Genomic DNA, 24,083 nt, shown 5'->3' with positions numbered 1-24,083 from the left:
CCAGCTGCCTCGGCCAGCCCGGCCGTCCCGTCCGGCACCCCCTCGCGCAGCGCGACCGCCTCCGCCACGCCGTCCGCGTCGCCGACCCGGACGGCCACCAAAGCGCCGACCGACACCCGGAAGGCGGCGCAGCGCTCGCGGGCGTTCACCGTCAATGGCATTCCGGTGGTCTCCAAGAAGCACCCGATCAACGCCGGCTACCGGCGCAGCAGCGTGACCTCGCCCTACGGGCTGACCCGCGAAACCCAGCGGGCACTCACCCGCATGATCGCCGCGGCGCGCGCCAAGGGCGTCCGGATCGTCGTCCGCAGCGGCTACCGCAGCTACGCCCAGCAGAAGCAGATCCTGGCCAGCAAGATCCGCGAGTACGGCAGCGAATCACTGGCCCGCCGCTACAACGCGGCACCCGGACGCAGCGAGCACCAGACCGGGCTGGCCGTTGACCTGTGGGACGGCGTGACCTGGGGCGTCGGCGTCCGGAACACCAAGACCGGCAAATGGCTGTGGGCCAACGCCTGGCGCTACGGCTTCATCCTGCGCTACCCGAACGGCAAGGAGAAGATCACCGGCTACGCGTTCGAACCCTGGCACTACCGCTACATCGGCGCCCGGGCGAAGGACTTCGGCGCGAACAGCAATCAGACCCTGGAGGAGTACCTGGGGCTGGCCTGAACGTTGGCGAGCCCGGGAAGGACAGGGGGTGCATCGCTGCGGGACGCGGCCGGCCTGCCACCCTGCTGCCGGCTCTTCGTGGAGTCACTTCCCAGGCTCATTGGATGCGACTGTAGACGGGGTACAGGGGGTAACCAAGGAAAACACCGGAGACCTTGGGGAACTCACAGGATCGCCGCAGGCCGGGCACAGATCGGCTCTGAAAGTGGTCACCCCCAGGGGTGACATACACCGCACAATCCCTAGTCAAGCTACGGTTCCTGGTGATGTCGCCGGGATCGCCGCAGTCGGCTGTCAACGCGATCCCGCCCCGTGTCGGGCCCAGCCCGGTATCCTGCTCGGACCCCGTCCGACCAGGAGTGCCGATGACCAGCGAGCCGATCACGGCCGAGGTGCTGGCCGTGATCGTGGCGCTCGTCGACGGCGAGCCGTGCGTGCTGACATTGCCCGACGCGCCGCGACTGCCGGCCGGTCCGGTGCTGCCCGGCCACCGCTCGCTGCAGACCGCCGTCCGGGCCTGGGTCGAGGAGCAGACCGGGCTGAAGATCGGCTATCTCGAACAGCTCTACACCTTCGCCGATCGCGACCGCGAGGGCGGCGGGCGGCGCACCATCTCGGTGTCCTACTTGGGCCTGGTCCGCGGGTTGCGCGCCCGCTCAGGGCAGTGGCGACGCTGGTACGGGCTGTTCCCCTGGGAGGATCGGCGCAGCGACGACACCTTGCTCCACGAGGTCGTCGCACCGGCCCTGCGCGACTGGGCCAAGACCGGCGATCGCGCCCGTAAACAGCGTTGCGCCATCACCTTCGGCCTGGACGGACGCCCCTGGCACCCCGATCTCGCCCTGCAGCGCTATGAGGTGCTGTACGAGGCCGGCCTGGTGGCCGAGTCACCGGCCGAGTGGCGCCGCGACGACCTGGTGCCCGGGGAGCGGCTGGACGGCGACCACCGCCGGATCGTCGCCACCGGCGTCGCCCGGCTGCGGGCCACCATTCAGTACCGTCCGGTGGTCTTCGAACTGATGCCGTCCCAGTTCACCCTGGGCCAGCTGCAGGCCTGCGTCGAGGCGCTGGCCGGACGGGTGGTGCACACCCAGAACTTCCGCCGGCTGGTGGAGCAACAGCAACTGGTGGAAGAGACCGGCGGCCGCGCCGGCACCGGCGGACGTCCGGCCCGGCTCTACCGTTTCCGCCGCGAGGTGCTGCAGGAACGCCAGGCCGCCGGCACCAAACTCCCCGCCCCCCGCTCCCGCTGAGCGGGAGTTGCGGCGGCACGCGTCGCGGCGAGGGTTGCGGCTCCGTCATCCCGGCGAACGCCGGGATCTCCGGACGGCGCATCCGAGCGGACCGAAATCCCGGGTCGGAGCCCGGGATGACGCGGCCCGGAGCCGGGGACGATGATCGTGTCGGCACCCCGAATTGCACCCCCTTTTGCTCAGATGTAGCATAAGCAGGCAGCCGATGAGGAGGAGCCTCGATGAGCACCACCACCCTGATCACCGCCGACCAACTGTTCCGTAAGGTCGACCATGTTGTTCCCGCCGTCGAGTGGGCCACCATGGCCGACGACGTGAACGCGATCCTGCGCCTCAAGCACGAGCGCAACGCGGTGATCCTGGCCCACAACTACATGCGTCCGGAGATCTTCCACGGCGTCTCCGACATCGTCGGCGACTCGTTGGCGCTGGCTCGCGAAGCCACCGAGGTGGAGGCCGACGTGATCGTGCTGGCCGGCGTCCATTTCATGGCCGAGACGGCCAAGCTGCTCAACCCGAGCAAGACGGTGCTGATCCCCGACCTGCGCTCGGGCTGCTCGCTGGCCGAGTCGATCACTGCCGAGGACGTCCGCGAACTGCGCCGGCAGCACCCCGGCGTCCCGGTGGTCACCTACGTGAACACCTCGGCGGCGGTGAAGGCCGAGAGCGACATCTGCTGCACCTCGGGCAACGCGGTGCGGGTGATCGAGAGCCTGGGCGTGCCCGAGGTGATCATGATCCCCGACCAGTTCCTGGCCGCGAACGTGGCCCGGCAGACCGGGGTGAAGGTGATCACCCACCCGGGCGCCTGCGAGGTGCACGAGCGGTTCACCCCGGCCGACATCCGGCAGATCCGCGCCGACTACGCCGGCGACGTGACCGTGCTGGCGCACCCGGAGTGCCCGCCCGAGGTGGTGGATGAGGCTGACTACGCCGGGTCGACCGCGCAGATGATCGGGTTCGTGGCCGACCGGCGTCCGAAGCGGGTGGCGTTGATCACCGAGTGCTCGATGAGCGACAACGTGGCGCAGGAGTACCCCGAGGTCGAGTTCGTCCGGCCGTGCAATATGTGCCCGCACATGAAGCGGAACACGATGGCCTCGATCCGGCACGCGTTGGAGACGATGACCCACGAGGTGACCATCGACGCCGCGGTCGCCGACCGGGCTCGGCTGGCGGTGGAGCGGATGCTGGCGGTGGGGGCGAAGTGAGCGTCCGCGAGGTCGTCGTGGACGGCCCGGTGATCGTCGGTGCCGGACTGGCTGGGCTGAGCTGCGCCATCGAACTGGCTCCGGCCCGCTGCCTGGTGCTGTCGGCCGGCGCGCTCAGCACCGGCACCTCGACCGGCTGGGCGCAGGGCGGCGTGGCCGCCGCGGTCGGTCCGGACGACTCCCCGGCCGACCATGCCGCCGACACGCTTGCCGCCGGTGCCGGCCTGTGCGACGAGGCGGTGGTGGCCTCGATCACCGCCGCGGCACCGGACGCCATCGAATGGTTGAGCAGCCAGGGCACCCGCTGGGACCGCAACTCCGACGGCACGCTCCGACTCGGCCTGGAAGGCGCCCACGGACGCCGCCGCATCGTCCACGCCGGAGGGGACGGCACCGGCGCGGAACTGCTGCGCACCGTGGTGGACGCCGCAAGCAAGCTGGAATCGGTGACCCTGTGGGAGCACGCGCCGGCCCGCCGGATCGTGGTCGAAGGTGGCCGGGTCACCGGCGTCGAGGCGGACACCCCCGACGGCCCGGTGCTGCTGCGCACGACGGCGGTGGTGCTGGCCACCGGCGGTATCGGCGGCCTGTTCAGCCACACCACCAACCCGCTGAGTTCACGCGGGCAAGGGCTGGCGCTTGCCTTCCGGGCCGGTGCGGCGCTGCGCGACGTCGAGATGGTGCAGTTCCACCCGACCGCCCTGGACGTCGCGATCGACCCGATGCCGCTGGTCAGCGAGGCGGTTCGCGGCGAAGGCGCGATCATCGTCAACGAACGCGGTGAATGGGTGCTGGCCGATCCGCTGTCGGCCCGCGACGTGGTGTCGCGCGCCGAATGGGCACAGCTGCAGGCCGGGCACCGGGTCTTCCTGGACGGCCGCACCACACCGGGACCGCGCTTCGCCGAACTGTTCCCCTCGATCCACGCCACCGCGGTGGCCGCCGGTCTCGACCCGACCCGCGACCTGCTGCCGGTCCGGCCCGCCGCGCACTACCACATGGGTGGCGTGCTGGTGGACGCCGACGGCCAGAGCACCGTGCTCGGCCTGTTCGCGGCCGGCGAGGTCGCCTCGACCGGCCTGCACGGAGCCAACCGACTGGCGTCCAATTCGCTGCTCGAGGCAGTCGTTTGCGGACGCCGCGTCGCCCGACGACTGCGCGATGGCCAGTCTCACCCCGGCCGCCCGTCGGTCGAGCTTGTCGAGACCCCACTCACTCCGACCGCCCACCTTGAGTACGGCGCACCTCTCGACACACCCGATCGACGGCAACTCCACCAGCAGGTGCGTCGTATCGTCACCGCCGGCGCCGGAGTGCTGCGCGACGAGGCCGGGCTGCGCCGCGCCCTGCGCGACCTGCAGCCCCATCTCGACGACGACACCGGCCTGGTCGGGTACCTGGTGGCACACGCCGCCCTGCGGCGCACCGAGTCGCGCGGCGCCCATACCCGCACCGACTTCCCGCAGCTCGCCGACCCCCGGCACACCCTGATCACCATCGACGACGTGGAAGGCATCGCCGCATGAGGAACCTGCCCCGGCTGCTGATCGAGCCGATCGTCCGCGCTGCCCTGGCCGAAGACCTGGGTCGGGCCGGCGACCTGACCACCGACAGCATCATCGGCCCGGACGCCACCGCCACCGTCCAGCTGGTCGCCCGCGACCACGGCGTGCTGGCCGGGCTGCCGCTGGCCCAGCTCGCCTGGGAGCTGGTCGACCCTCGGATCGAGTGCGACGTGCACCTGCCCGACGGGTCGCGACTGCAACCCGGCAGCGTGATCGCCACCGCACACGGCCCGGCCCGCGGCCTGCTGACCGGTGAACGGGTGGCGCTGAACTTCCTCGGCCACCTGTCCGGGGTGGCCACCGGCACCGCCACCATCGCCGACGCCATCGCGCACACCCGCACGAGCGTCACCGACACCCGCAAGACCATCCCGGGGCTGCGTGCCCTGCAGAAGTATGCGGTGGTCTGTGGCGGCGGGTCGAACCATCGCTTCGGGCTCGACGACGCCGTGCTGATCAAGGACAACCACATCGCGGTCGCCGGCGGCGTCCGGGCCGCGGTCGAGGCGGTCCGGGCACACGTCGGCCACCTGGTGAAGATCGAGGTCGAGGTCGACTCGCTGGAGATGCTGGCCGAACTGCTCGAGGTCGGCGCCGACGTGGTGCTGCTCGACAACATGACCCCGGACCTGCTGCGCGAGGCGGTGACCATGGTCGAGGGTCGAATGGTGACCGAAGCCTCCGGCCGGATCACCCCCGACATCGCGGTGCCGATCGCCGAGGCCGGGGTCGATCTGATCAGCGTCGGCTGGCTGACCCACAGCGCCCGCGTCCTCGACATCGGGCTCGATCACCTGGCCGGTGCGAATCATCACCGCCGGGAGGTGCCCGCGCACTAATCTGCCTGCCAGGGCGACTCCCGCCCAGGCCTCGAGGAGCGCGCGGATGGATCAGTTCTGGCGATACCTGTCCGGAGTGTTCGAGCTGATCGGACGGGCCTACCGGCTCGATCCGGCCGCACTGACCTGGGTGAAGGAGAACCCGTTCGCGATCTGGGTCGCCGTCGGTGTGGCGCTGCTGGCCGCACTCTCGGTGATGATCGGGCACGCCGTCGTCCTGCTGATCAACCGGATCGCCGGCTGGCGGTTCGCCGTCGGTTTGCTGCTGAGCGCGTTCTGGCTGGTCGTGCTGCATGTCGTCGAGTCGGTGGTGCTGTGGGCGCTCGGCTCGATGGTCAGCAGTCAGGAGATCTCCTACCCGGTCGTGCTCGCGGGCGTCCTGGTCGCCACCGCGCCGCAGATCTGGGGCTTCCTGGTGCTCATCCCTTACCTGGGCACCGCGATCAACCGGCTCCTGTCGGCGTGGAGCGCGATCGTGCTCTGGGCGGCCACCGCCGGCATCTTCGGAGTCGGGCGCTGGACGGCGCTGGCGCTGGTGGCGGCGTCCTGGCTGGTCATGCAGGTGCTGTCCACCGTGTGCGCACCGTGGATCTCGCGCGCGCTCGCGCTGTGGTTCCATCGGGTGACCGGACGGCCGATCCGGGTCTCCGGCTCGGACGTGCTGAACGGAAGTCCGGTGATCGCCGCAGAGGTGTCGGCATGATCATCGGCGACGTGCTCGTCCTCATCCTCGCGCTCGCGGTGGTGGCGATGGTGCTGGCACCCCTGGAGTCGCTGCACTGGTGGGCCACCCGCGAGGTGGAGGAGCCCGAGACCGAGCCCGAACTGACCGCGGCCACCCACACCGCGGCCGAGCCCGAGGTCGACGACGAGCAGCCCCGCAAGTTCCTGGTCTATCTGTCCGGCATCGGTGCCATCGCGGCCAAGGACGTCCCCGAGGAAGAGGTTCCGTTCGTCGAGGACCTGCGGAACCGGCTGACCGACTACACCCTCATCGACGACGTGTTCCCCTACTCGGTGGACAACCGCGGGCTCACCGCGGAGCGGGTGCTGGGCCGGCTGTGGCGCTGGCTCGATCAGGTCCGGCTGAAGAACCCGAACGCCGCGCTGGCCGTGCTGATCAACCTGCGCAACCTGCTGCAGCTGTTCGTCTGCGCCGACCGGCGCTACGGGCCCACCTACAACATGGGCACCGCCGGTGAGATCCACCGGTCGTTGGTGCGGCACGGCCATCGGCCGGGACGGGCGGACGAGGTGGTGCTGCTGGGCTGGAGCGGTGGTGGCCAGATCGCGCTGGGCGCCACCTGGTACCTGCACGCGATGGGGTTGCGGACGTCGCTGCTGTCGCTGGGCGGCATGCTGTCCGACGACATCGCGCTGGCCCGGGTCGAGCACGTCTGGCACCTGTACGGCACCAAGGACTTCCTGCAGGCCTCCGGCAAGCTGCTGTTCGCCGGACGCTGGCCGATCGCCAAGGCGTCCCCGTGGAACGAGGCGCTGCGCGACGGCAAGATCACCATGATCGAACTCGGCCCGTACAACCACAACATCAAGGAGCACTACTTCGACTACGAGTCGAAGCTGCCGGACGGGCGCAGCTACGCCGGCAAGGTGGTCGACACCATGGTCGACATCCTCGAGCGGTGAGACTGACCCCTTCTTTCGTCCACGGTTCCTTCGTCCACGCTTCGTTCGTCCACAGCGGACGCGGCGTCCACGGCGAGGACTAGGGTTCTTGCCATATCTTCAGCCCCGCACCTAGGGTCGGGGCACCCTGAACACCTGCAAGGAGGCAGCTGTGAGTCAGAGTCCCACGCAACGCCGTGCGGAACGCATCGAACAGACCCGCGCCGGTTTCGACGTGGTCATCGTCGGTGGCGGCGTCAACGGTGCCGGCATCGCCTGGGAGGCCGCCCTGCGCGGCCTGCGGGTGCTGGTGCTCGAGAAGGGCGACATCGGTTCGGGTACGTCGTCGTGGTCGAGCAAGATGATCCACGGCGGCCTGAAATACCTGGAGAAGTACGACGTCCCGCTGGTCCGCGAGTCGCTGCGGGAACGCGAATGGTTGCTGCAGGCGGCGCCGCACCTGGTCAAGGAGCTGCGCTTCATCATTCCCTTCTATAAGGAGAATGCGCACTCGCCGGCGATCCTCGGCCTGGGCATGGTCGCCTACGAGGCGCTCAGCTTCGACAAGTCACTGCAGCGGTTCTCGATGTTCACCCGCGACAAGCTGCTGCAGCGCGAGCCCGGCCTGAATCCTGAGGGGCTGACCGGCGGCGCGATCTATTCCGACGCGCAGGTGAACTATGCCGAGCGGCTCAGCTGGGAGATCACCGAGGCCGCCATCCGGGCCGGCGCCCAGGTGCTCACCCACTGCCGGGTCACCAAGCTGAACGTGAAGAACGGCAAGGTCGTCTCGGTCGACTTCCACGACGAGATCGGCGACGGCGACCACACCGTGCCCGCGTCCGCTGTGGTGAACGCGGCCGGGCCGTGGATCGACGACGTCTGGAGCAACGCCGAGGAGCTGAAGCTGCCCCGGATGAACGGCGGAACCAAGGGGACCCACCTGGTGGTCGACCCGTTCCCCGGCGCACCCAAGGACGCCTTCTACTACGAGTCCGAGGACGCCCGCCCGATGATGGTCATCCCCTGGATGGACCGCTATCTGCTGGGCAGCACCGACATCCGCTTCGAGGACGACCTCGACATGGCGTCCGCCACCCCGGACGAGTACGAGTACATCCTGCACGAGACCAACAAGGTGCTGCCGGGCGCGAACCTGACCGTCGACGACGTGCACTACTCCTACACCGGGGTGCGTCCGCTGCCCTATGTGGACGCCAACAACGTCGCCGACATCACCCGGCGGCACGACATTCGGCAACTGCCCGGCTCGGACGGCCTGTACACCCTGGTCGGCGGCAAGCTGACCACCTTCCGCCAGGTCGGCGAGGACTTCGGCGACCTGCTGATGAAGCGGTTCGGGTTGAGGCGGAAGAGCGTCACGCACAAGCTGCCGCTGCCCGGCGGCGGCCAGCCGGACGCGGCGAAGATCCGCGCCCGGATCGCCGATTCGGGTCTGCCGAAGGTCACCATCGACCGCTTCGTCGGTCAGTACGGCAGCCTCGCGCCGGACGTGGTGGCCTTCGTCACCAGCTCGGACGAACGCCGTGAGGTGATCGACGAGGAGTTCGGCCTGACGGTCGGCGAGGTCGAGTGGGCGATCACCCACGAAGAGGCCTACCGGCTCGCCGACGTGATCGCCCGGCGCACCATGATCGGGCTGGAAAACGACTTGGGACAGCGGGTGATCGAACCGGTCGCCGCGATCTGCGCCCGCGTCCTGGAGTGGTCCGATGACCGCCGGGACGCCGAGATCGCCGCCTACCACCACTACCTCACCCGTTTCATCCCGCAGAAGGAGAAAGCATGAGCGGACAAGGCCTGATCGTCGGGGTTGACCTCGGCCTCACCGGCATGAAGGTCGTCGCATTCGACGACACAGGAAAACCGCGCTTCCAGGCGCGCGAGGCATCCATCCAGGACATGCCGAAGCCGTACTGGGTCGAGCGTGACGGCCGCGACTTCTGGGAGCTGTTCAGCAAGATGCTGCGCGACCTGGTCGAGCAGGTGGACGCCGCCGGCGAGAGCCTCGCGGTGATCGGCATCGGCTGCCATGGCGACGGTGCCTGGCTGATCGACGAGAACGGCGACCAGGTGCGTCCGGGCATCCTGTCGCTCGACTCGCGCGCCATCCAGACCGCGGCCCGGCTCAACGAATCGGTCGGCGACGACCTGCTCCGGGTCACCGGCCAGCGGGTCGGCCCGGCCTCCCCCGGCGTGGTGCTGGCCTGGCTGAAGGAGAACGAGCCCGAGTCGCTGGAGAAGGCCCGCTGGTTCCTCTCGGCGAAGGACTTCCTGCGCGGCATGCTGACCGGCTCGTTCGGCACCGACCTGACCGAAGCCAGCACCGCCTTCACCGATGTGCACACCCAGCAGTACTCCTCGGAGGCGTTCTCGCTGTACGGCCTGGAGGAACTGGAGCAGAAGGCACCGCCGATCTCGGCACCCGGTGACATCGTCGGCGGAGTGTCCCGGTTGGCGCACCTGGCGACCGGTCTGCCCGAGGGCCTGCCGGTGATCGCCGGCATGCACGACGTGGATGCCGGCGCGATCGGCGCGGGCGCGGTCAAGTCGGGCCAGCTGGCCGTGATGGCGGGCACCTGGAGCATCAACGAGGTCATCTCGGACCGTCCGGTCACCGGTGACACCTGGTTCTGCCGGGCGTTCGTCGAGCACGACACCTGGATGAACATGTCCATCTCGCCGGCCAGCTCGGCGAACCTGGAATGGTTCGTCACCACCCTGTGTGCCGCCGACATGGACGCCGCCCGCCGGGCCGGGCTGAACCCGTACGGCTTCATCGACCACGAGGTCGGCGAGGTCGGGCTGGACGATCCGGTCACCTTCCTGCCGTTCCTGTACGGCAACCCGATGGGCATCGACGCCTCGGCGTCGGTGTCGGGGTTGCGGGCCTGGCACAAGCGCGGACACCTGCTGCGCGGCATCTACGAGGGCATCGCGTTCAACCACCGGATCCATTGCGATCCGCTGGTCGAGGCGTTCTCGGTAGAGGACATCCGGGTCGTCGGCGGCGTCACCCAGTCGGACATCTGGCCGCAGCTGTTCGCCGACACCATGGGCAAGCCGATCCAGATCCCGGTCGGTGGCCAGGGCGGCGCCCTCGGTGTCGCCATGGTCGCCGCCGTCGGCATCGGCCGGTTCGCCAGCCTCACCGAGGCGTCCGAGGCGATGGGCACCACGACCACCACGGTCGAACCCACCGCGGACGGCACCAAGCTGATGCAGGAGCGCTTCGAGCGCTTCATGGCCCTGGTCGACACCCAGAAGCCCTGGTGGGCCGCCCAAGCAGCCAAGTGAGCTAACTAGTCCGTCGGTCGAGACCCTTTGAGAACCGTCCCCGGAACACCGGGGACGGTTCTTTTCGTTCCACTCCCGGTACGGAGGGACGGTTCTTTTCGTCCCACTCCCGGTACGGAGGGACGGTTCTTTTCGTCCCACTTGCGGTACGCGGGGACGGTTCTTTCGGTCATCCCGGGGCCACCGTTGGTCGAGCTTGTCGAGACCCCTTCTGTGGTCGGGTCTTGGTGCTTGCGTTCTGTTCCGCGGAGTGGGCTGCACCCCGTCCCGCCCGTGCGCAGCTCGCCACTTCTGCTTTCGTCCTTCAGACCCTGGGCGGGGCTCGCGCGCTTTACGCCCGACCTACCCGGACGGGGTGCAGCCCACTCCGCTTTCCGGTTGCGTCTCTGCCGGCTATCGGGACACTGCGTGGCGATCGTTGGTCGAGCTTGTCGAGACCCTGCCCGGCAGCTGTGGATGAGCTTGTTCGTCGGTCGAGTGGTTTCGACAAGCTCAACCAGCGGCGACGGTCCGGACGGCGACTAGCGTGGCGCTATGAGCACACCGGGCAGTGTGATCGTGGTGGGTGGCGGTCCCGCCGGGATGGTGTGCGGGTTGTTGCTGGCCCGGGCGGGGGTGCGGGTGACCGTGCTCGAGAAGCACGACGACTTCTTCCGTGACTTCCGCGGGGACACCGTCCACCCCAGCACCCTGACCCTGCTGGACGAGCTGGGCCTGGGCCCGGCGTTCGACCAACTGCCGTACAGCAAGCTGGAACGCGTCCGGGTGCCGGTGCGGGGCGGCTGGGACGTGGTGGTCGCCGACCTGACCCGGCTGCGGCTGGCAAGGCCCTACATCGCGATGACCCCGCAGTGGGACTTTCTGAACGTGCTCGCCGCGGCCGGCGAGGCGGAACCGACATTCAGCTTGCGGATGGGCACCGAGTGCCTCGAACTGCTCCGTTCCGGCGGGCGGGTGGTCGGCGTCCGATGCCGCACCCGGGACGGCGAAGAGGAACTGCGCGCCGATCTGGTGATCGGCTGCGACGGCCGCACCTCCGGGGTCCGCGCCGACGCGCTGCTGCCGCTGACCGAGTTGCCGGTCCGGTTCGACGCCTGGTGGTTCCGGCTGCCCACCGAGGTGAACGTCGGCTCCAGCCTGCTGCCGCGCACCGGCCCGGGCTCGGTCTTCGTGATGATTCCGCGCCGCGGCTACGTGCAGGCGGCCCGGCTGATCCCCAAGGGCAGCGACGCCGAACTGCGCGCGGCCGGCATCGGCGCACTCCGCGAGGCGATCGCCGGCGCGGCACCCGAGCTGGCGGACGCCGCGTCCGGGCTGGAGTGGGACGAGGTGAAGCTGCTGGACGTCCGAGTCGACCGGCTGCGCCGCTGGTGGGCGCCCGGTCTGCTGTGCATCGGGGACGCGGCACACGCCATGTCGCCGGCGGGCGGCGTCGGGGTGAACCTCGCCGTCCAGGACGGCGTGGCGACAGCCCGGCTACTGGCCGCTCCCCTGCTGCACGGACGGCTCACCGATGCCGACCTGGAGGCCGTCCAGCGCCGTCGCGAGTTCGCGGCACGGGTCACCCAGGCCGGTCAGCAGCTGGTGCACCGCGGCATCGACGTTCTGCTGACCGGCGGCAGCGCCCTCGAGATCCCGTCCGGCGCGGCCGCCGTGCTGCGCCGCCTGTCGTGGCTGACCGCCGTTCCGGCCTACCTGGTCGGGGTGGGCGTGCGGCCCGAACACGCCCCGGCCTTCGCCCGCCGGTGACGATCTCGGCATCGTGACAGGGTGGTCGGCCCACTCCAAAGTCTCGGGTTCGCACGCATCACACGACAAAGGCCCCCGGCTGGGAAACATCCCTAGCCAGGGGCCTTTCGTCTGGTGCGCGAGAGAGGAGTTGAACCTCCACGTCCTTTCGGACACACGGACCTGAACCGTGCGCGTCTGCCATTCCGCCACTCGCGCGTGCCGCTCAAGGCGACCCGGAAGAGATTAGCACAGCACCGGGGGTGCTCCTGACCACTGCCGCGACATCGGCCACCGCCACAGGCCGCCGCATCGGCCGTCCGAATGCCTCGACCCACGCTCCAGACCCCGGACGCCGCGGCGAGCTTCGCTCAGGACGGTTCCACTACTCTGTTCCGCATGGGAGTCTTCGATCGCGTCGAGAAGAAACTTGAGGGTGCCGTGAACGGCGTCTTCGCGCGCGCGTTCAAGGGCGACGTCCAGCCCGTGGAGATCACCGCCCGGCTGCAGCGCGAGCTCGACGCCGAGGCGAAGCTGCTCACCCGGGAACGCCGGCTGGTACCCAACGACTTCACCGTGCAGCTGTCCCGGCACGACCACGACCGGCTCGCGCCCTACTCGAAGATGCTCAACTCCGAGGTCATCCCGCAGCTCAACGAGTACGCCGCCGGCAAGGGCTACATCTTCAACGGCCCGGTCACCATCGACTACGAGCTGGACGATTCCCTGCCGACCGGGCGGTTCACGGTGCACAGCGCCGCGGTCGCCGGTGTCGACGGTTCGGACGCCTCGGCCACCCAGATCCGCCGCGCCGCCCTGGTGCTCGAGGTGAACGGCGTCCGGCATCCGCTGAATCCTCCCGGCCTGGTGATCGGACGCGGCACCGAGGCCGACCTGCGGATCAACGATCCCGGCGTCTCCCGCAAGCACGCCCGGATCGTGGTGCTGGGCGAGGGCGACGAGCAGCAGATCGCGATCGAGGACCTCGGCTCCACCAACGGCATCGTGATCGACGGCCAGCGCGTCAGGCAGGCCGACCTCCGTCCCGGCAGCCGGATCGAGATCGGATCCACCCGCATGTCGATCACCTCGCCGGGCTCCGATGTCTGATCTCGTCGTCCTCGCGCTGAAGCTGCTCTTCCTGGCGCTGTTGTGGCTGTTCGTGCTGTTCGTCGGCAACGTCATCCGCACCGACATGTTCGGCCGGAAGCTGGCCACCGACGACGCCGGCGAACTGCGCAGCGTCAACGAACTCAAGAAGCAGAAGCGCAAGGCCGTCCGGCCCGCCAAAAAGCTGCCGAGCCGGCTGCGGATCACCCGCGGCAAGCAGGAGGGGCTGACCCTGCAGCTCGGTGAGATCGTCAAGATCGGCCGGGCCGCCGACTGCCAGCTGATCCTGGACGACGACTACGTCTCCACCCGGCACGCCCAGATCGTCCGCACCGACGCGGGCTACGTCGTCGAGGACTTGGGCTCGACCAACGGCACCTACGTCAACAACGAGCGGGTCACCTCGGCCACCCCGTTCGGCACCGCCGACACGCTGCGCATCGGGCGCACGCTGATGGTGGTGGAAAAGTAGCCATGACCTTCACGTTGTCCTACGTGGCCCGCTCCGAGGTCGGCCTGGTCCGCAAGAACAATCAGGATTCGGCCTACGTGTCGCCGACCATGTTGATGGTGGCCGACGGCATGGGCGGCGCGGCCGCCGGCGACCTGGCGTCCGCGGTGGCGGTCAGCGAACTGCGTGACTCCGACGGCGACTTCCGCGAGTCCGACATGGTCGAGGTCGCCGCCGGCGCCATCGGCCGGGCCAACGCACGGATCCGTGACCTGGTGGCCGCCGATCCCTCGCTGGACGGCATGGGCACCACGGTGTGCGGACTGCTGTTCGACGGCGAACGGCTGGCCATCGCCAACATCGGCGACTCCCGGGCCTACCGGCTGCGCGACGGTCACTTCGAACGGATCACCCGCGACCATTCCTGGGTGCAGACCCTGGTCGACGACGGCCGGATCACCGAGGCGGAGGCGTTGGTGCACCCGCACCGGTCGCTGATCCTCAAGGTGCTGAACGGCCAGTCGAGCCATCAGCCCGACCTGGAGATGTCCGACATCAAGGTCGGCGACCGCTACCTGATCTGCTCCGACGGCCTGTGCGGCATGGTGACCGACGCCGCCATCGAGCAGGTGGTCGGCGGCACCGATCCCGACGAGGTGGTCACCGAGCTGATCCGGATCGCCTACGCCGAGGGTGGCCTGGACAACATCACCATCATCCTGGCCGACGTGGTGGAGGACGGCGAGCCGGGCCCGGTGATGGTGCTCGGGGCAGCCACCGAGGTCGACATCGAGTCGGCCGGCGAGAAGTCCGAGGACACCCGGCCGATACCGGTCGAGGGCGAGGAGCTCGCCGACTCGCAGGCCCGCGAGCTCACCGAACAAGAGCGCTACCAGCCCACCACCCGGGGTCGGACGGCGGCCTGGGTGAAGGTGGTGCTGGGCATCGTGGTGCCGCTGCTGGTGATCGGCGGCGGGCTGTTCGGCTGGTACTCGTTCACCCAGACCAAGTACTACGTGGGCGAGGACAACGACCTGGTGGCGGTGTTCCGCGGCGTGCCCGACACCGTGCTCGGCTTCCCGCTCAGCACCGTGCTCGAGGTGCACAACACCCACGTCAGCGATCTGCCGCTGTTCTACCAGGAGCAGGTGCGCGACGCGATCGTCGCCCCCAGCCTGGAGAGTGCGCAGGCGACCGCCGAGGAACTGCGGTCGAAGGCCCAGCAGTGCATCGCGCAGCGTGAGGAGCGCGCCCGCGCGACCAGTTCACCGAGCCCGTCGAACCCGGCCAAGAACCCCAGCGAGTCACCGAAGGCGACGCCGGGCGCGTCCCCGTCGGCGACCCCCAGCAGCACGCCGTCCGCCCAGCCCCCAGGGGAATGTTGACCATGGGCGAGGTCGTCGTCTTCCGCAAGCGACGCGGTGTCGAACTGGTGATGCTCCTGCTGGGAATGGTCGTCGCCGTGAGCGGCTACGCCCTGGTGAACCTCAACATCTCGGGCGAACTGCCGAGCGGCTGGTACTGGGGCGTGGGCTGCTACGTGCTGATCGGCCTGGTCGCCCATGCCGTCATCCGCTGGCGCATCCCGTACGCCGATCCGCTGCTGTTCCCGCTGGTCTACCTGCTGAACGGCATCGGCCTGGTGATTATCAACCGGCTCGACCTGGGCACCCGCCCGGTGATGCATTCGGCGGAACTGCAGCTGCTCTGGACGGCGATCTCGGTGGCGGTGTTCGTCGTGGTGCTGTTCCTGCTGCGCGACCATCACGTGCTGCAGCGGTTCCCCTACCTGACGTTCCTGGCCGGCATGTTGATCCTGATGATGCCGCTGCTGCCGTTGATCGGCTTCGAGAACCACGGTGCCCGGATCTGGATCAAGATCGGTCCGTACAGCTTCCAGCCGGCCGAGCTGGCGAAGATCGTGCTGACCGTCGCCTTCGCCTCGTACCTGGTCGAGAAGCGTGAGGTGCTGGCGCTGGCCGGCGCCCGTTTCCTGGGCATCGACCTGCCCCGTCCGCGCGACCTGGGCCCGATCATCGTGATGTGGCTGGCCAGCCTGGCGGTGTTGATCTACCAGAAGGATCTGGGCACCTCGCTGCTGTTCTTCGGCCTGTTCGTGATGATGCTGTACGTCGCCACCGAGCGACCCAGCTGGCCGATCCTCGGCACCGCGCTGTTCGCCGCCGGCGCCTTCGCCGGCTGGCTGTTCTACGGCCACGTCCAGGTCCGGGTGGCGGCCTGGCTCGACCCGTTCGCGAACTGGGACCAGAACTACCAGATCATCCAGGGCCAGTTCGGCATGGCCTGGGGCGGGCTGTTCGGCACCGGTCTCGGTCTGGGCCGGCCCAATCTGACGCCGTTGGCCAAGAACGACTTCATCGCCGCCGCGATCGGCGAAGAGCTCGGGGTGGCCGGGTTGATGGCGATCATCGTGCTCTACGGCGTGATCGTGATGCGTGGCCTGCGGACGGCGCTGACCTCCAATGACCCGTTCAGCAAGCTGCTCGCCGCCGGTTTGTCGTTCGTCTTCGCCCTGCAGGTGTTCGCGATCATCGGCGGCGTCACCCGGCTGCTGCCGCTGACCGGCTTGACCACGCCGTTCATCTCCCAGGGCGGTTCGTCGCTGGTCGCCAACTACGCGATGATCGCGCTGCTGATGGTGGTCACCCACCGGGTACGCCGTCCGACGCCGCCGGCCGCGGAGCCGCAGCAGTCGCTGGCCCACGACACCACCCAGGTGATCAGCACGCCGCCCAGCCGTCCGGCCGATCCCCAGCCGGTGCCGGTGGGGGCCGCCGCGGCGACCACGCCCGTGCGGACCCCGGTCAGCGCCGACGAGCCGACGGCCGCGATCGCGACGCCGTCCGGTGCGGACGCACCCACGATGGCCGTCCCCACCCCGTCCGGGCCGGATGAGCCCACCACGGCGATCCCGACGCCGTCCAGTGCCGACGAACCGACCACCGCGATCCCGACCGGAGGCGTCCCGGATTCCCCCGACGACACCCGGCCGGGCGGGAGGCTGCCATGAACGGTCCGATCCGTCGCGTCGCCGTGGTGGCGATGCTGATGACCCTGGCGTTGCTGGTCAACGTCAGCGTGAGTTACCTGGCCCGCCAGGACTCGCTGAACGCCAATTCCCAGAACCGCCGGGTGACCGACGCCGCCTTCGCCCAGGACCGGGGCGCGATCATGGTCGGCAACACGGCGGTCGCCGAGACGGTGGCGTCGAAGGACCAGTACAAATTCCAGCGCCGCTACCCGCAGAGCGAGTTGTACGCACCGGTCACCGGCTACTTCTCCTACCTGTTCGGCTCGTCCGAACTGGAGCAGAGCTACGGCGCCCAGCTGTCAGGCAACGACAGCTCGCAGTTCGTGAACCGGCTGATCGACCTGGCCACCGGGGCGAAGCCGAAGGGCGCCAACATCCAGACCACCCTGGACGCCCGCGCCCAGCGCGCCGCCTCAGATGCGCTCGGCAAGCTCAAGGGTGCCGTGGTGGCGTTGAACCCGAAGACGGGCGCGATCCTGGCGATGGTGTCGTCGCCGACCTTCGACCCCAACGATCTGGCCACCCACAACATGTCCGACTCGCAGAAAGCCTGGGCCGCGCTCACCAAGAGTTCGGCCAAGCCGATGTCGAACCGGGCCACCCGCGAGATCTTTCCCCCCGGCTCGACGTTCAAGGTGATCGTCTCGGCCGCCGCCCTGGACGCCGGTTACGAGCCCGACAGTGAGCTGGACGCCTCGTCCTACAAGCTGCCCGGGACGAACACCGTGATCGCCAGCAACTGCGGCAGCCGGCAGACCCTGGCCCGGGCCCTGGCGCTGTCCTGCAACGCGGCCTTCGCCCGGCTCGGCGTGAAGCTCGGCGCGGACGCGTTGCGCAACCAGGCCGAGAAGTTCGGCTTCGGCACCAAGCCGCTGTCCGACATCGGCTCGGTGGCCAGCCGGTTCCCCGACCAGATCGACGTGCCGCAGACCGGGCTGGCTTCGATCGGCGGCTTCGACGTGGCGGCATCCCCGCTGCAGATGGCGATGGTGGCCGCCGCCGTCCGCAACGACGGCGTCGTGATGCAGCCCTACCTGGTCGAATCGGTCCGCTCCGCCGACCTGCAGGTGCTCAGCCAGACCCGGCCCTCCCAGCTCAGCCTGGCGACCAGCGCCTCGGACGCCGCGAAGCTGCGGCAGATGATGGTCGAGGTGGTCAACAGCGGCACCGGCTGGCGTGCCCGCATTCCCGGGGTCACGATCGGCGGCAAGACCGGAACAGCCAATTCCGACAACGTCCGGACGCCGTACGCCTGGTTCATCTCCTGGGCGGAGGATCCCGACGTGGCAGTCTGTGTCTTCGTGCAGGACGCCGAGATGGAGGCCACCGACGTGGCCGGCGGACGGGTCGCGGCACCGATCGCCAAGGCCGTGATCGAGGCCCTGCGATGACGGCGCTCTCGTGCGGGGCGGCGGTCACCAGCACAATGAACACTGCGACGAAGAGGAGACAACGGCATGGCTGACGAACCCAGGATGCTGGGCGGTCGCTACGAGCTCGGTCCGCTGCTCGGTCGCGGTGGCATGGCTCAGGTGCGACGTGCCCGGGACATCCGGCTCGGACGGCAGGTCGCGGTCAAGCTGCTGCGCATCGACCTGGCCGGCGATCCCACCTTCCAGGCCCGGTTCCGCCGCGAGGCGCAGGCCTCGGCCGGACTGAACCATCCCAACATCGTCGCCGTCTACGACACCGGCGAGCAGGCCGATCCCGACACCGGGGTGTCGGTGCCCTACATCGTGATGGAGCTGGTCGAAGGCCACACGCTGCGTGAGCTGCTGCGCGACGGGCGCAAGATCCTGCCCGAGCGCGCCCTCGAGTTCGCCGCCGGCGTGCTGGACGCGCTGGCCTACTCGCACCGGGCCGGCATCGTGCACCGCGACATCAAGCCGGCCAACGTGATGCTCACCGACGCCGGCCAGATCAAGGTGATGGACTTCGGCATCGCCCGGGCGGTCGCCGACACCTCGGCCACCATGACTCAGACCGCGGCGGTCATCGGCACCGCGCAGTACCTGTCGCCGGAACAGGCCCGCGGCGAGACGGTCGACGCCCGCTCCGACATCTATTCCGCCGGCTGCCTGCTCTACGAGCTGCTGGTCGGGCACCCGCCGTTCCGCGGCGACTCGCCGGTCTCGGTGGCCTACCAGCACGTCCGGGAGCAACCGGTGCCGCCGAGCCAGCTCGATCCGCTGGTCAGCACCGAAATGGACGCCATCGTGCTCAAGGCGTTGGCCAAGGACGCCGGCCAGCGGTACCAGACGGCGTCCGAGATGCGCGAGGACATCAACCGGCTACTGGCCGGCCAGGCCGTCCTCGCGGTCGCACCGGCACCCGAGCCCGCCCCGACCAGCGTGCTCGCGGCGACGCAGATGTTGAACTCCCCCACCGACACCGTCGAGCCGACCGACACCGCGACCATCCCGCAGCGGGCGGTCGAAGAGAAGAAGCGGCGCCGCAACCCGTGGTGGTGGGGCCTGGTCGCGTTCCTGGCGGTACTCGGCCTGGGCTTCGGCACCTACTACTTGTTCAACCCGGAGGCCCGGGTCGCCCAGGTCGAGGTGCCCAACGTCACCCAGCGCAGCCAGGACTGGGCCGAGCAGCAGCTGTCCGACGCGCAGCTGCAGGTCGTCGTCGATCCGATCGTCGGTGCCGATGACGAGACCGTCGGACGGGTGATCAGCCAGAACCCGCCGGGCGGCGTCAAGGTGCCGGTCGGCACCACCGTCACCATTCAGGTCAACGTCGGCCCGAAGAAGGCGATGATCCCGACCAACCTGATCGGCATGTCGGCCTCCAACGCTGAGAAGGCGTTGAAGGACCTCGGCTTCACCACCGTGAAGAAGACGCCGGACGCCGGCAACCCCACCGGGAAGCCGAACACGGTGACCAACGTCAGCCCCAGCTCGGGAGTGACTGTGACGGTCGATACCCCGATCATCCTGTATGTGGTGCCGGGCACCGGCATCGTGCCGAACTTCTACGGTCAGACCCGTTCCGCGGCCCAGGCGCAGGCGGACCGTGAGGGCTGGGACGTCGAGTTCACTGAGGAAGAGACCACCGAACAGCCCGAGGGCAGGGTGGTGAAGCAGGATCCGGCGGCCGGCGAAGAGATCAAGCGCAGCCAGACGATCCAGCTGGTGCTGGCCAAGGAGCCGTCGACCCCGTCGGCCTCCCCCTCACCGTCCCCCACGCCCACCAAGTCGAACGACTAACCCGCCCACGTCATCCCGGCGAACGCCGGGATCTCCCCGCAGTGTCATCCCAGAGCAAGCCCGGGATCACACTGCGGGCGAGGGCAGCGCTCAGCGCAGCGCCATCAGCGGCGTGAGTCCTTCGGCCCGCTTCGGCGCCCCTGCGTCGCCACAGACCGCGAGCCAGTTGGCCAGCATCTGGTAGCCGCCCTCGGTGAGCACCGACTCGGGATGGAACTGCACCGACTCGACCGGCAGGCGGCGGTGCCGCACCGCCATGATCACCCCGGACTCCGTGGTCGCGGTCACCTCGAGCTCGTCGGGCACCGTCGCCGGGTCGAGGGCCAGCGAGTGATAGCGGGTGGTGGTCAGCGGGCTGGGCAGCCCGGCGAACACGCCGACCCCCTCATGCAGCACCTCGGAAGTTTTGCCGTGCAGCAGTTCCGGGGCGCGTCCGACCACACCGCCGAAGGCGACCGCGATCGACTGCAGCCCGAGACAGACCCCGAAGATCGGCAGCTGTCCGGCGTGCGAACGGACGACGTCGATACAGACCCCGGCCGACTCGGGCGTGCCCGGTCCGGGTGAGATCAGCACACCGTCGTAGCCTTCGGCCCAGTCGGCGGTGTCGAACCTCGGATCGTCGTTGCGCCACACGTCCACCTCGGCACCCAGCTGGGCCAGGTACTGGACGAGGTTGTAGACGAACGAGTCGTAGTTGTCGATCACCAGGATGCGAGCCATGGGGCCATTCTCCCGCATCGCGCCGGGTTCGCCGTCCGGTGGTCAGCCGATCCGTTTCGCTTGGATGTCGAGGCTGCCGCGGTAGGCGGGCATCGTGACGGACGCCTCGCGGCGCTGGGCATAGCCGAGTCCGTACGCGGTGACGTACTCGCGGTAGATCTGCACCGCGGTCGAGTCGGCCAGGCCCCGCTCCAGCCGCTCGGGATCACCGATGGCGGCGATCTCGTACGGCGGCGCGTACGGGACGCCGTGCAGCACCACCGAATTGCCGACGCACTTCACGCCCGTGCGTGAGGTGACCCGCTGGCCCTGAATGGTCATCGCTTCGGCCCCGCCCGACCACAAGGCGTTCACCACGGCCTGGATGTCCTGCTGATGCACCACCAGCAACTCGGGACTCACCCCCGCCGGTTGCACCCCGGACGGCGCATCGTCCAGGGTCACCACGACCGCGGGGCCCTTGACCGGGGTCTGGCCGGCGATCTCGGACGCCGCCCGCAACTGGCTTTCGGGAACCCCGCTGCCGTCGTTCTTGGTCAACGCGTCCACCTCGCGGCGGAGCTTGGCGATCCGCTCGCTGAGCTCGGCGTTCCGCTTCGACTCGGACTGGATGAGCCCGGCCAGGTCGGTGTTGCGGTTGGGTCGTAGGTCGGTGCCGCCGGCGTTGATGGCGCTGGTGGCGATCATGAAACCGGCCAGCACACAGACCGCGAGACTGAGCAGGCGACGGCCCAGCCGCACCTCACCGGACCGTCCGGACGCCCGGCGCAGGCGTGCTCGCGCCCGTGCCCACATCCGCTTCATGGAGGCGAGTCTAGAAGCTGGTGTTCGGCTGCCCGGCGGTGAGCGGTAAGATCATCGCCATGCCCGAGTCGAAGACCCGCAAGCAGGCAGCGGACAAGAAGAAGCAGACGTCCGGCCAAGCAGCGGCCGAGACGCGCAAAGAGCGCCAGCGCAAGGTCGCCGCGCCCGGCAGTCGCCGCTGGGTACCGCCGACCTTCATCACCGTCGGCCTACTTGGTGTGCTCTGGCTCGTGGTCTACTACATCGCCGGCCACCTGATCCCGTTCATGAGCGACCTCGGCGGCTGGAACGTGCTGATCGGCATGGGCTGCATGGCGGCAGCGTTCGGCATCGCCACCCTCTGGAAGTAGTCCTTCCCCCATTTCGTCATCCGGGTTTCTCGTCATCCCGGTTCCTCGTCATCCAGGCGAATGCCGGGATCTCATACCCTCGCCACCGTTGGTCGAGCTTGTCGAGACCCTTCTGTGGTCGGTTCTTGGTGGTTGCGTTTGGTTCCGCGGAGTGGGCTGCACCCCGTCCCGCCCGTGCGCAGCTCGCCACTTCTGCTGTCGTCCTTCAGACCCTGGGCGGGGCTCGCGCGCTTTACGCCCGACCTACCCGGACGGGGTGCAGCCCACTCCGCTTTGAAGTTACGTCTCTGCCGGACCCCACTACCCGCTGGCCGAGCTTGTCGAGATCCCTTCCGGGCGCCGTTGGTCGAGGCTGTCGAGACCTCTTCTAGGCGCCGTTGGTCGAGCTTGTCCAGCACCCGTTGGTCGAGCTTGTCGAGACCTCGGCACATGACGGATCCGACCAGCTCAGCCCTGGTGATCGAGACTCCGTCATCCCGGGCTCCGACCCGGGATCTCGATCTCGGCGTACTGCAACGGTTCGCGTTCAGAACCTCACGCCCAGCACCAATACCCCGTGAGGATCCCCACACGGGCCAGATACCCATCGAGGTCTCGACAGGCTCAACCAGCGAGCGGTGGCTCAGCCCTGAGGTTGAGCAGGAACTCGGCTGGTGGTGCTCAGCCCTGGGGCTTGAGTAGCGGGAACAGGATCGTTTCGCGGATGCCGGCGCCGGTGAACAGCATGATGGTGCGGTCGATGCCCAACCCCATGCCGCCCATCGGGGGGGCACCGAACTCGAGGGCGCGCAGGAAGTCCTCATCCAACTGCATGGCTTCGGGGTCGCCGGCGGCGGCCTTCAGCGATTGGGCGACCAGGACGTCCCGCTGGATGACCGGGTCGATCAGCTCGGAGAAGCCCGTGCCGCGCTCCACACCGCCGATGATCAGGTCCCAGGCTTCGACCAGCCGCGGATCGTCGGGGTTGTTGCGGGCCAGCGGCTGGGCGATCGCCGGGTAACCGTTGACGAAGGTGGGCTGCACCAGCGTCGGCTCGACGATCTCGCCGAACAGTTCCATCACCAGCTTCTGGTCGGTCCAGGCCGGGTCGTACTCGATGCCGCGGGCGTCCGCGATGGTGCGCAACCGCTCCAGGGTGGTGTCCGGCGTGATCTCCTCGCCCAACGCCTCCGACAAGGCCGGATAGACACTCACCCAGGCCCACTCGCCGGTCAGCTGCACCTCACCGGCCGGGGTCTGCACCGATTCGACGCCGAGTTCGGCGGCGGCGTTCACGATCAAGTCACGGGTCATCGCGGCGATGGTGAACTGGTCGCCCCAGGACTGGTACGCCTCGAGCATGGTGAACTCGGGCGAATGCGACGAGTCGACGCCCTCGTTGCGGAAGATCCGGCCCATCTCGTAGACCCGGTCGACGCCGCCGACGATGGCCCTCTTCAGGTAGAGCTCGATCGCGATCCGCAGCGTCATCGGAATGTCGAAGGCGTTCAGGTGGGTGTGGAACGGCCGTGCCGACGCCCCGCCGTGCACCAGCTGCAGGATCGGGGTCTCCACCTCGAGGTAGCCCTGGTCGCGCAGCGTCTGCCGGATCGAGCCGACGATAGCGGCGCGGGTGCGCACCATGTCGCGGGCCTCCTCGCGGGCGACCAGGTCGACGTAGCGCTGCCGCACCCGGGTCTCCTCGCCGAGGTCCTTGTGCAGGGTGGGCAGCGGACGCAGCGCCTTGGACGCCAGCCGCCATTCCGACGCCAGCACGGACAGCTCGCCGCGCCGCGACGAGATCACCCGGCCCTTGACGTAGACGAAATCGCCGAGGTCGACGTCCGCCTTCCAGTCGGCCAGCCGTTCCTCTCCTACCTCGGCGAGCGAGATCATCACCTGCAGCCGGGTGCCCGAATCGGACGCGGTGAAGCCGTCCTGCAGGGTGGCGAAACACAGCTTGCCGGTGTTGCGGATGAACACCACCCGGCCGCCGACGCCGACCACGTCCTGGGTTTCCTCGCCGGTCGCGAGATGGCCCCACTGGGCGTGCACCTCGGCAGCGGAATGTGTCCGGTCCACGCTGATCGCGTACGGGTCGTTGCCGGCCTCGATCAGCCGGGCGCGCTTCTCGCGGCGCAGGCGGAGCTGTTCGGGCAGGGCAGCGTCATCGTCGGGCGTGGTCACCGC

19 protein-coding genes, 1 tRNA gene and 1 pseudogene are annotated in these 24,083 nt (G+C 69.1%); 17 read left to right on the top strand and 4 right to left on the bottom strand.

Translation table 11 applies throughout. The annotated features are described in order from the left end of the window. The first annotated feature begins 165 nt into the window (after window positions 1-165). From QM624_RS01985 to QM624_RS01940, 10 genes are all read left to right on the top strand, one after another. Window positions 166-672, top strand: coding sequence for a D-alanyl-D-alanine carboxypeptidase family protein (locus tag QM624_RS01985; protein WP_415088425.1), 507 nt, complete (start codon window positions 166-168; stop codon window positions 670-672). Between the two features lie 365 nt (window positions 673-1,037). After that, window positions 1,038-1,925 carry an NUDIX hydrolase gene (locus QM624_RS01980; RefSeq protein WP_415088424.1) on the top strand — a complete coding sequence of 296 codons (888 nt, stop codon included), beginning with the start codon at window positions 1,038-1,040 and terminating at the stop codon, window positions 1,923-1,925. A 221-nt stretch (window positions 1,926-2,146) separates the two neighbouring features. Then, window positions 2,147-3,136, top strand: coding sequence for a quinolinate synthase NadA (gene nadA / locus QM624_RS01975; RefSeq protein WP_415088423.1), 990 nt, complete (start codon window positions 2,147-2,149; stop codon window positions 3,134-3,136). Then, a complete protein-coding gene (locus tag QM624_RS01970; protein WP_415088422.1) occupies window positions 3,133-4,662 on the top strand; it encodes an L-aspartate oxidase in 1,530 nt (509 codons plus the stop codon). Before nadA ends, QM624_RS01970 begins: the two co-directional genes overlap by 4 nt. Further along, the gene (nadC, locus tag QM624_RS01965) at window positions 4,659-5,540 is read left to right on the top strand and encodes a carboxylating nicotinate-nucleotide diphosphorylase (protein ID WP_415088421.1); all 882 of its coding nucleotides are present in this window, start codon (window positions 4,659-4,661) and stop codon (window positions 5,538-5,540) included. The genes QM624_RS01970 and nadC overlap by 4 nt, the downstream gene beginning before the upstream one ends. Before the next feature lie 46 nt (window positions 5,541-5,586). Continuing rightward, the gene (locus QM624_RS01960) at window positions 5,587-6,243 is read left to right on the top strand and encodes a hypothetical protein (RefSeq protein ID WP_415088419.1); all 657 of its coding nucleotides are present in this window, start codon (window positions 5,587-5,589) and stop codon (window positions 6,241-6,243) included. Further along, the gene (locus QM624_RS01955; protein WP_415088418.1) at window positions 6,240-7,187 is read left to right on the top strand and encodes a hypothetical protein; all 948 of its coding nucleotides are present in this window, start codon (window positions 6,240-6,242) and stop codon (window positions 7,185-7,187) included. Before QM624_RS01960 ends, QM624_RS01955 begins: the two co-directional genes overlap by 4 nt. Window positions 7,188-7,338: 151 nt before the next feature. Further along, entirely contained in the window at window positions 7,339-8,976 is a 1,638-nt protein-coding gene (locus tag QM624_RS01950) for a glycerol-3-phosphate dehydrogenase/oxidase (protein ID WP_415088417.1), read from the top strand. Then, window positions 8,973-10,484 (top strand): FGGY-family carbohydrate kinase, encoded by a 1,512-nt coding sequence (locus QM624_RS01945; RefSeq protein ID WP_415088416.1) that lies wholly within the window; start codon window positions 8,973-8,975, stop codon window positions 10,482-10,484. Before QM624_RS01950 ends, QM624_RS01945 begins: the two co-directional genes overlap by 4 nt. Before the next feature lie 534 nt (window positions 10,485-11,018). Continuing rightward, the gene (locus QM624_RS01940) at window positions 11,019-12,233 is read left to right on the top strand and encodes an FAD-dependent oxidoreductase (RefSeq protein WP_415088415.1); all 1,215 of its coding nucleotides are present in this window, start codon (window positions 11,019-11,021) and stop codon (window positions 12,231-12,233) included. Window positions 12,234-12,345: 112 nt separating this feature from the next. Here the strand turns inward: QM624_RS01940 and QM624_RS01935 are convergent. Further along, a tRNA-Leu gene (locus tag QM624_RS01935) sits at window positions 12,346-12,431 on the bottom strand. A gap of 180 nt (window positions 12,432-12,611) precedes the next feature. Between QM624_RS01935 and QM624_RS01930 the strand changes: the two genes are divergently transcribed. The 6 genes and pseudogenes from QM624_RS01930 to pknB all read left to right on the top strand — a co-directional run bounded on the left by QM624_RS01930 (window position 12,612) and on the right by pknB (window position 20,037). Continuing rightward, complete coding sequence (locus tag QM624_RS01930) at window positions 12,612-13,322, top strand: FhaA domain-containing protein (protein WP_415088414.1); 711 nt, start codon at window positions 12,612-12,614, stop codon at window positions 13,320-13,322. Beyond that, on the top strand, window positions 13,315-13,794 hold the full coding sequence (locus QM624_RS01925) for an FHA domain-containing protein (protein ID WP_415088413.1): 480 nt from the start codon (window positions 13,315-13,317) through the stop codon (window positions 13,792-13,794). Before QM624_RS01930 ends, QM624_RS01925 begins: the two co-directional genes overlap by 8 nt. A gap of 2 nt (window positions 13,795-13,796) precedes the next feature. Continuing rightward, window positions 13,797-15,158, top strand: a complete 1,362-nt coding sequence (locus QM624_RS01920) for a protein phosphatase 2C domain-containing protein (RefSeq protein ID WP_415088412.1) — start codon at window positions 13,797-13,799, stop codon at window positions 15,156-15,158. Next, window positions 15,152-16,507: pseudogene (locus QM624_RS01915) on the top strand (FtsW/RodA/SpoVE family cell cycle protein); the annotation flags it as partial. The gene QM624_RS01920 and the pseudogene QM624_RS01915, both read left to right, overlap by 7 nt. A 293-nt stretch (window positions 16,508-16,800) precedes the next feature. Continuing rightward, the gene (locus tag QM624_RS01910; protein WP_415088411.1) at window positions 16,801-18,216 is read left to right on the top strand and encodes a peptidoglycan D,D-transpeptidase FtsI family protein; all 1,416 of its coding nucleotides are present in this window, start codon (window positions 16,801-16,803) and stop codon (window positions 18,214-18,216) included. Window positions 18,217-18,282: 66 nt separating this feature from the next. Next, window positions 18,283-20,037 (top strand): Stk1 family PASTA domain-containing Ser/Thr kinase, encoded by a 1,755-nt coding sequence (gene pknB / locus QM624_RS01905; protein WP_415088410.1) that lies wholly within the window; start codon window positions 18,283-18,285, stop codon window positions 20,035-20,037. Between the two features lie 90 nt (window positions 20,038-20,127). On the opposite strand, the gene QM624_RS01900 is transcribed toward pknB, so the two are convergent. Then, complete coding sequence (locus tag QM624_RS01900; protein ID WP_415088408.1) at window positions 20,128-20,760, bottom strand: aminodeoxychorismate/anthranilate synthase component II; 633 nt, start codon at window positions 20,758-20,760, stop codon at window positions 20,128-20,130. Window positions 20,761-20,802: 42 nt separating this feature from the next. Continuing rightward, on the bottom strand, window positions 20,803-21,564 hold the full coding sequence (locus QM624_RS01895; RefSeq protein ID WP_415088407.1) for a DUF881 domain-containing protein: 762 nt from the start codon (window positions 21,562-21,564) through the stop codon (window positions 20,803-20,805). 59 nt (window positions 21,565-21,623) lie between these two features. Here QM624_RS01895 and QM624_RS01890 point away from each other — a divergent pair, with 59 nt between their 5' ends. After that, window positions 21,624-21,914, top strand: a complete 291-nt coding sequence (locus tag QM624_RS01890; protein ID WP_298131729.1) for a cell division protein CrgA — start codon at window positions 21,624-21,626, stop codon at window positions 21,912-21,914. A gap of 660 nt (window positions 21,915-22,574) precedes the next feature. On the opposite strand, the gene lysS is transcribed toward QM624_RS01890, so the two are convergent. Next, the gene (gene lysS, locus QM624_RS01885) at window positions 22,575-24,080 is read right to left on the bottom strand and encodes a lysine--tRNA ligase (RefSeq protein WP_415088406.1); all 1,506 of its coding nucleotides are present in this window, start codon (window positions 24,078-24,080) and stop codon (window positions 22,575-22,577) included. Between the last annotated feature and the right edge of the window lie 3 nt (window positions 24,081-24,083).

Source organism: Micropruina sp. (genome assembly GCF_047606365.1).
Classification (GTDB): domain Bacteria; phylum Actinomycetota; class Actinomycetes; order Propionibacteriales; family Propionibacteriaceae; genus Micropruina.
This window is presented reverse-complemented; position numbering and strand designations above follow the sequence as displayed.

Excerpts from the sequence above, each read along its gene's own strand:
- QM624_RS01955 (WP_415088418.1), top strand. The coding sequence starts at position 6,240 with ATGATCATCGGCGACGTGCTCGTCCTCATCCTCGCGCTCGCGGTGGTG.
- QM624_RS01940 (WP_415088415.1), top strand. The coding sequence starts at position 11,019 with ATGAGCACACCGGGCAGTGTGATCGTGGTGGGTGGCGGTCCCGCCGGG.
- QM624_RS01890 (WP_298131729.1), top strand. The coding sequence starts at position 21,624 with ATGCCCGAGTCGAAGACCCGCAAGCAGGCAGCGGACAAGAAGAAGCAG.
- QM624_RS01900 (WP_415088408.1), bottom strand. The coding sequence starts at position 20,760 with ATGGCTCGCATCCTGGTGATCGACAACTACGACTCGTTCGTCTACAAC.
- pknB (WP_415088410.1), top strand. The coding sequence starts at position 18,283 with ATGGCTGACGAACCCAGGATGCTGGGCGGTCGCTACGAGCTCGGTCCG.
- nadA (WP_415088423.1), top strand. The coding sequence starts at position 2,147 with ATGAGCACCACCACCCTGATCACCGCCGACCAACTGTTCCGTAAGGTC.
- nadC (WP_415088421.1), top strand. The coding sequence starts at position 4,659 with ATGAGGAACCTGCCCCGGCTGCTGATCGAGCCGATCGTCCGCGCTGCC.
- QM624_RS01945 (WP_415088416.1), top strand. The coding sequence starts at position 8,973 with ATGAGCGGACAAGGCCTGATCGTCGGGGTTGACCTCGGCCTCACCGGC.
- QM624_RS01960 (WP_415088419.1), top strand. The coding sequence starts at position 5,587 with ATGGATCAGTTCTGGCGATACCTGTCCGGAGTGTTCGAGCTGATCGGA.
- QM624_RS01920 (WP_415088412.1), top strand. The coding sequence starts at position 13,797 with ATGACCTTCACGTTGTCCTACGTGGCCCGCTCCGAGGTCGGCCTGGTC.
- QM624_RS01930 (WP_415088414.1), top strand. The coding sequence starts at position 12,612 with ATGGGAGTCTTCGATCGCGTCGAGAAGAAACTTGAGGGTGCCGTGAAC.
- QM624_RS01895 (WP_415088407.1), bottom strand. The coding sequence starts at position 21,564 with ATGAAGCGGATGTGGGCACGGGCGCGAGCACGCCTGCGCCGGGCGTCC.
- QM624_RS01925 (WP_415088413.1), top strand. The coding sequence starts at position 13,315 with ATGTCTGATCTCGTCGTCCTCGCGCTGAAGCTGCTCTTCCTGGCGCTG.
- QM624_RS01980 (WP_415088424.1), top strand. The coding sequence starts at position 1,038 with ATGACCAGCGAGCCGATCACGGCCGAGGTGCTGGCCGTGATCGTGGCG.
- QM624_RS01910 (WP_415088411.1), top strand. The coding sequence starts at position 16,801 with ATGAACGGTCCGATCCGTCGCGTCGCCGTGGTGGCGATGCTGATGACC.